Origin of the sequence: Pseudorhodoplanes sp. (genome assembly GCF_035565795.1) — a bacterium.
In the GTDB taxonomy this organism is placed as follows: Bacteria; Pseudomonadota; Alphaproteobacteria; order Rhizobiales; family Xanthobacteraceae; genus Pseudorhodoplanes.
The window spans coordinates 1-6,174 of the sequence record NZ_DATMRV010000165.1 but is presented as its reverse complement, the minus strand read 5'-3'; the positions used below and the strand labels follow the sequence as shown (position 1 = coordinate 6,174).

At 63.5% G+C, this 6,174-nt stretch carries 6 protein-coding genes; 2 read left to right on the top strand and 4 right to left on the bottom strand.

Features of this window, described 5'->3' with window-relative positions; genetic code table 11:
* Nucleotides 1-188: hypothetical protein (locus tag VNZ93_RS14930; protein WP_325706515.1), on the top strand; the 188-nt coding region annotated here is incomplete at its 5' end.
* A 14-nt stretch (nucleotides 189-202) separates the two neighbouring features.
* On the opposite strand, the gene VNZ93_RS14925 is transcribed toward VNZ93_RS14930, so the two are convergent.
* The 4 genes from VNZ93_RS14925 to VNZ93_RS14910 all read right to left on the bottom strand — a co-directional run bounded on the left by VNZ93_RS14925 (nucleotide 203) and on the right by VNZ93_RS14910 (nucleotide 4,499).
* Nucleotides 203-967 carry an ABC transporter permease gene (locus tag VNZ93_RS14925; RefSeq protein WP_414710084.1) on the bottom strand — a complete coding sequence of 255 codons (765 nt, stop codon included), beginning with the start codon at nucleotides 965-967 and terminating at the stop codon, nucleotides 203-205.
* A 59-nt stretch (nucleotides 968-1,026) separates the two neighbouring features.
* Nucleotides 1,027-1,860: an ABC transporter ATP-binding protein gene (locus tag VNZ93_RS14920; RefSeq protein ID WP_325706509.1), complete on the bottom strand. Its 834-nt coding sequence runs from the start codon at nucleotides 1,858-1,860 to the stop codon at nucleotides 1,027-1,029.
* Nucleotides 1,861-1,996: 136 nt separating this feature from the next.
* On the bottom strand, nucleotides 1,997-2,995 hold the full coding sequence (locus tag VNZ93_RS14915; RefSeq protein WP_325706507.1) for an ABC transporter substrate-binding protein: 999 nt from the start codon (nucleotides 2,993-2,995) through the stop codon (nucleotides 1,997-1,999).
* Nucleotides 2,996-3,065: 70 nt separating this feature from the next.
* A complete protein-coding gene (locus VNZ93_RS14910) occupies nucleotides 3,066-4,499 on the bottom strand; it encodes an MFS transporter (protein WP_325706505.1) in 1,434 nt (477 codons plus the stop codon).
* A gap of 102 nt (nucleotides 4,500-4,601) precedes the next feature.
* On the opposite strand from VNZ93_RS14910, the gene VNZ93_RS14905 reads away from it, so the two are divergent.
* Nucleotides 4,602-6,174 (top strand): sensor histidine kinase (locus VNZ93_RS14905; RefSeq protein ID WP_325706502.1); only part of this gene is annotated, 1,573 nt, incomplete at its 3' end.

Genomic DNA, 6,174 nt, shown 5'->3' with positions numbered 1-6,174 from the left:
GGGACCCAGAAGCGCTATCGCCGCGAACAGTCATGCCTGCTGGAAATTACGCGCTTTCGCTGAATCGTTCTGCTGCGATTCTTCTCGGGCTCAAGCTCAAGCGAAAATTGCAGCAACGTCTGCGCTGGGTCCCCGCCTGCGCGGGGACGAGCGGCGGAAAGAGTGGGAGCAATCCGAGCAGCCCCTAACGGACCAAAGCCACTCACCCCTCCCCCGTCGCGCTTTCGTGCCATCGCCGCAGGATCAGATGCGAGACCAGCGACAGCAGCGCAAAGATCACGACACCGGCGATGGACAGAAGAATGAGCGCCGCGAACATGCGCGGGATGTTCAGCCGATAACCGCTCTCCGCGATGCGATAGGCAAGACCGGAGCCTGCGCCGGCCGAACCTGCCGCGATTTCCGCAACCACCGCGCCGATCAGCGACAGGCCGCCCGCAATCTTCAGCCCGCCGAGCATGTAGGGCAACGCCGCCGGCAGCTTGAGATCGCGCAGCACCTGCCACCCGCTCGCCCCGTAGAGCCGGAACAGCTCGACGAGATTACGATCCACCGAATTCAGGCCGAGCGTCGTGTTCGCCAGTACCGGAAAGAACGCGACGATCCACGCACAGGCCAGCACCGCGGCCTGCTGCGGCAGATAGATCAGCAGCAGCGGCGCGATCGCCACGACCGGCGTGACCTGCAAAATCACGGCGTAGGGATAGAATGAATATTCGACAAGGCGCGACTTGTTGAATGCGATGGCCAGCGCAACGCCGCCGACGAATGCGAGGAGCAACGCCTGGAAGGTCACGCTCAGCGTCACCAGCAGCGACGACCACAACAGCGCCCAGTCATTGACCAGCGTCGTAAAGACCAGACGCGGCGACGGCAGCACATAGGGCTGGATGTCGTTGATCCGCACCACGAGATCCCAGACCAGGATGCCGAGGGCGAGCGCGACCAGCGGCAACACGCCGCGCATGACACGTTCGCGCCGCGTCCGCTCCTGCGCCTCCTCCGCGCGCGTCGCCGGCCGCGTCGTCATGCCGCCGGCTCCCTTTTTGATTCGTTCGCCGAATCGTCCTGCGCCATCGCATCGACCAGCGCCTCCGACACCTTGCGGCAGAGCGCGGCATATTCGGACGATGTGCGAAACGCTTCGGTGCGCGGATAAGGCGCGTCCACCGCGATCTCGGAATGCACGCGGCCCGGACGCTGTGTCATCACGATGATGCGGCCCGACAGATAAACCGACTCGAACACCGAATGCGTGACGAAGATCGCGGTCTGCCGCATCGCGGCCCAGACCGTCAGCAGATCGTTGTTGAGCTTGAAGCGCGTAATCTCGTCGAGAGCTGCGAACGGCTCATCCATCAGGAGGAGCTTCGGCTGTGTCACGAGCGCGCGCGCGATCGACACGCGCATCTTCATGCCGCCCGACAATTCACGCGGATAAGCCTGCTCGAAGGCCTCAAGCCCGACACGCGCGAGCGCATCGCGGATGCGTGGCGCGGCTTCCGCGCGGCCAATGCCGGCGAGTTTCATCGGCAGATAGACATTGCCCGCGACGCTCGCCCAGGGCATCAGCGTCGGCTCCTGGAATACGAAGCCGATCTCGCCGCGCGGCATCGGCAGGTTTTCCGCGCGCGCACCGTCGCGCCAGATCACCTCGCCCGCGCTCGGCTCGAGCAGCCCCGCGATGATCCGTAGCGCCGTCGACTTGCCGCAGCCGGACGGCCCGAGAAGCGAGACGAATTCATGCTCGCGCACGGAGAATGTCACATCGCGCAGCGCGGCGACGCCGTTCGGAAAGGTCTTGCCGACGTCGCGGAGGGAGACGATGGGCTGTCCCGCTTGGAAGGGTGGTTGTGCCATTTACTCCGTCATGCCCGGCCTTGTGCCGGGCATCCACGTCTTTCTTGCTCCGGCAGACTAAAGACGTGGATGGCCGGGACACAAGGCGTCAACGACGCCGCCTTTGACGGCTATGCCCGGCCATGACAGCAAAAGGCTACTTCGGTCGCAGGTCGTTGCCCACGCCCTTGTTCACGAATTGCAGGGTATAGGCCTTTTTGAAATCGAGGTCCGGCTTCAGCACGCCTGACCGGACCATCTTGTCGAAGAAATCCTTGATCCGCGCGTCGGTCATCGCGCCGATGCCGAGCTTGATCGAGTCCCCGGAATCGACAATCCCGTATTGCTTCATCTTGTCGATGGAATAGGCCAGCCGCTCGTCGGTCATTTCCGGATTCTGCTTCTTGATGAGTTCGTTCGCGGCCTTGTTGTCGCCGTAGATGTAATTGGCCCAGCCGATCGCGGACGCATCGACGAAGCGCTGCACGAGATCGGGCTTGTTCTCGACCAGATCGCGGCGCGTCTCGATCAGGGTCGAGTAGGTCGAGAAGCCCTGGTCGGCGAGCAGGAAGATCACCGGCTTGAACTTGCCCTGGGTTTCGATCGCATAAGGCTCCGACGTCACATAGCCCTGCATCGCCATCTTCCTGTCGGCGAGGAACGGCTGCGGATTGAAGGTGTAGGGGCGCACCTGCGCGTCGGTGAAGCCGTAATCGTTCTTCAGCCACTGGTAATAGCCGGCCATGCCTTCCTTCGAGACCAGAACCGTCAGCTTCTTCAGATCCTCGAACCTGTCGATGCCCTGGCCGGGATGCGCCATCAGCACCTGCGGATCCTTCTGGAAGCTGGCGGTGACGGCGACGGTCGGAATGTTCTGCGCGACCGCATCGAAAGACTGCAGCAGGTTTGCGCTCATGTAGAAGTCGATCTTGCCGACCGGCAGCAGGATGCGGTTATTCGCATTCGGACCGCCGGGCAGGATCGTCACATCGAGCCCGTACTTCTTGTACGTGCCGTCGGCCAGCGCCTGGTAATAGCCGCCGTGCTCGGCCTGCGCGACCCAGTTGGTACCGAACGTGACCTTGTCGAGCGCCTGCGCGGAGCCTGCCTGCAGCAGCAGCGCGAGCGAAACAGCGCATCCCAGAAACCGCATCATGTGAGTCCTTATTCGCCCCGGCGCGGGACCATAGGCGAGGCACGCCGCTTTGCCCAGTATCGGATGCGTTTCAATCCGCGCTGGCAAGCGGACGCGCAACCGCTTCCAGCGGCTTGCGCTCGGCGGCGACGCCATGGCGCAGCGCGACGAATGCGGCCACGACCATGAGCAGCGCGGCGAACACATAGCCGGCGAACACGGTGGGACGGGAACCTGATTCGATCAGCATGCCGAACACCAGCGGACCTGCGACACCGCCAATGCCCGTGCCGACTGCGTAGAAGATCGCGATCGCAAGCGCGCGGATTTCCAGCGGGAAGGTTTCGCTGACGGTGAGATAGGCCGAACTCGCGGCAGCGGATGCGAAAAAGAAGATCGCCATCCAGCACATCGTCTGGGTGGTCGCGGTCAGCCAGCCTTCCATGAACAGCCAGCCGGTCAGCGCCAGCAGGATTCCCGACACCAGATAGGTGAAGAAGATCATCTGCCGGCGGCCGATGGTGTCGAACAGGCGTCCGAGAAAAACCGGACCGAGGAAATTGCCGGCCGCGAACGGCAGGATATACCAGCCGACCCGATTTGCCGGGATGCCGAAGAAATCCGTCAGCACCAGCGCATAGGTGAAGAAGATCGCGTTGTAGAAGAAGGCCTGCGCCGCCATCAGCGCGAGACCGACCCATGCCCGGTTGCGATGGATGACGAACAGCGCGCGCGTCGCCTCGACGAGCGGCGTGTGACTGCGCGTGCGCAGGCGGACCCGCGGCAGCGGCTGCGAGGGCGGCACATATCCGGGAATGCCGGCTTCGATATCGGCAACGATGCGATCGGCCTCCGCGGCGCGGCCATGCGTCATCAGCCAGCGCGGGCTTTCCGGAATCCACATCCGCATGAAGAAAACGATCACGCCGATCGCAGCACCGATGAAGAAGGCGAGCCGCCAGCCGATCTCCGGATCGATGATGGACGGGTCGAGCAATATGATGGATCCGGCGGCGCCGATCGCAGCACCGATCCAGAAGCTGCCGTTGATCACGAGATCGGTCCATCCGCGCACGCGGGCCGGAACAAGTTCCTGGATCGTGGAATTGATCGCGGCATATTCGCCGCCGATGCCCGCGCCGGTGAAGAAGCGGCACAGCGCGAAGGTCCACAAGTTCCAGGTGAAGGCGGTCAGCCCGGTCGCGACGAGGTAGACCGCGAGCGTGATGAAGAACAGCTTCTTGCGGCCGAGCCTGTCTGTCAGCCAGCCGAAGAACAGCGCGCCGAGCACGGCGCCTGCGAGATAGGCGCTGCCGACAATCCCGATATCGGTATTGGAGAATTGCAGGACCGGGCTTTCCTTGAGAGCCCCGGACAGCGCGCCGGCGAGCGTCACCTCAAGGCCGTCGAAAATCCAGGTGATCCCCAGCGCCGCGACAACCAGCGTATGGAACCGGCTCCAGGGCAGCCGATCCAGCCGTGCCGGGATGTCTGTCTCGACGATATTGCTCACCGGCGCGTCCATCCCCTGCGACAACCGCGACGCTAACCAATCTTTGTCTGGACGGTTCCGCAAAAATCTGGAGGGTTGCGCCCCTCAACCAGCCCGCCCGGACGGCCCCGTTCCATGGCATTACGTGAGCGCCTGAATCTTCCGCAAAGGGCGGTATCGAGAGCCCTGCTGGCCCTTGTGGCGGCGGCGGGCGTTCTGCTGTCGATCTACATCGCGCGCGACGAGTCTTTGCAGCACCGCACGCTGGAGCGACTGCGCATCGGCGAGACCGTGGACATCCATTTTGCCGCGGTCAGCGAGCATGTTCTGGAGCGCGCCAATCTGGCGAAAACCGTATCGCGCTTCTACATGCCGCCGCCGATTTCGACGCCGCATCCGCTCGGCGCATTCGGCATGCGCGCGATCGGACTGGCGCCCGATCTCGCGACCGTCGGCTGGCTGCCGGAAGTGCAGCCGTCACAGGCGGCGGAAGTCACGCGGATGCTGCGGCAGTCCGATGCGCCGGACCCAACCCTGCGCACGGGCGACGGCAAGCCGCTCGATCCTGCAACATTGAACCGGCCGATCTTCCCGATCGCCGACATCGCCCCGGCCGACAATCGCCGCATCATCGGTGTCGATGCCGGATCGTTTCCGGAACGCCTGTCTGCGATCCTCGAAGCGAAACGATCGCGTGAGGTGACGCGCACACGGCCGCTCCGATTGGTGCAGGACCCGGACAAGGATGCATTACTGCTCTATGCGCCGATCTTCGATGCAGGCGACCGCTTCCTCGGCGTGATGGGCTTCGGGTTCAAGATCGGAGAGCTTTTTCAGACCGCACTCGGGAACATCAAGGTGCCCCCCGGCACATCGATCAACATCTATTCGCATGGCATGAGCGAGCCGATCTTCAGCTTCGTGGCCAACGGCGAAGCCGATGTGTCGACCGGACGGCGGACGCTGTTCGAACGGAAAATGGATTTCGGCCAGGGCGAGCTTAAATTCGTGTACGCGGTACCGCGCGATCTGCAGCGCGAAGGCTTCATGCGCAGTCTTTGGGTCGCCACCGCCGGAATCCTCATGACACTGAGCGCGGTTCTGTTCATGGGCTTTATCGCCAATCGCGCTGCCGCGCTGGCGGACGAAGTTGCGTCCCGCAAATCCGCGGAGGATCGGCTGAAGGTGCTGATCCACGAACTCAATCATCGTGTGCGCAATGTGATGGCGGTCGCGCAGGCCGTCGTGCGTCTGAGCTTCACGCCCGGTCTCAGCCTCACTGAAATCCAGCGAACCTGCGAAGGCCGCCTGCAGGCGCTTGCGAAGGCCATGTCGATCCTGACCGCGAGCGACTGGAAAAGCGTCGGCCTGCGCAGCCTGATCTCCGACGACATGCTGCCCTTTGCCAACCGCATCGAAATATCGGGACCGGACATCGCGTTGCGGGCACGCGCCGCGCAGACCTTTGCGCTGCTGCTTTACGAACTCGCCACCAATGCCGCAAAGCACGGCGCATTGTCCGTTCCGGGAGGACGCGTGCAGCTGGAATGGCGGATCGACAATCTGGGCAGCGACCCGCTGTTTCATCTGCACTGGAAAGAGAGCGGCGGCCCGCAGGTCGTGACGCCGTCGCGCAAGGGCTTCGGCGAATTGCTGCTGCGACGGATCGCGCCGCGCGACATGGCCGGCAAGAGCGAGGTCCGTTACG

Coding starts and splice junctions, on each gene's coding strand:
- VNZ93_RS14910 (WP_325706505.1), bottom strand. CDS start 4,499: ATGGACGCGCCGGTGAGCAATATCGTCGAGACAGACATCCCGGCACGG.
- VNZ93_RS14920 (WP_325706509.1), bottom strand. CDS start 1,860: ATGGCACAACCACCCTTCCAAGCGGGACAGCCCATCGTCTCCCTCCGC.
- VNZ93_RS14925 (WP_414710084.1), bottom strand. CDS start 967: ATGCGCGGCGTGTTGCCGCTGGTCGCGCTCGCCCTCGGCATCCTGGTC.
- VNZ93_RS14915 (WP_325706507.1), bottom strand. CDS start 2,995: ATGATGCGGTTTCTGGGATGCGCTGTTTCGCTCGCGCTGCTGCTGCAG.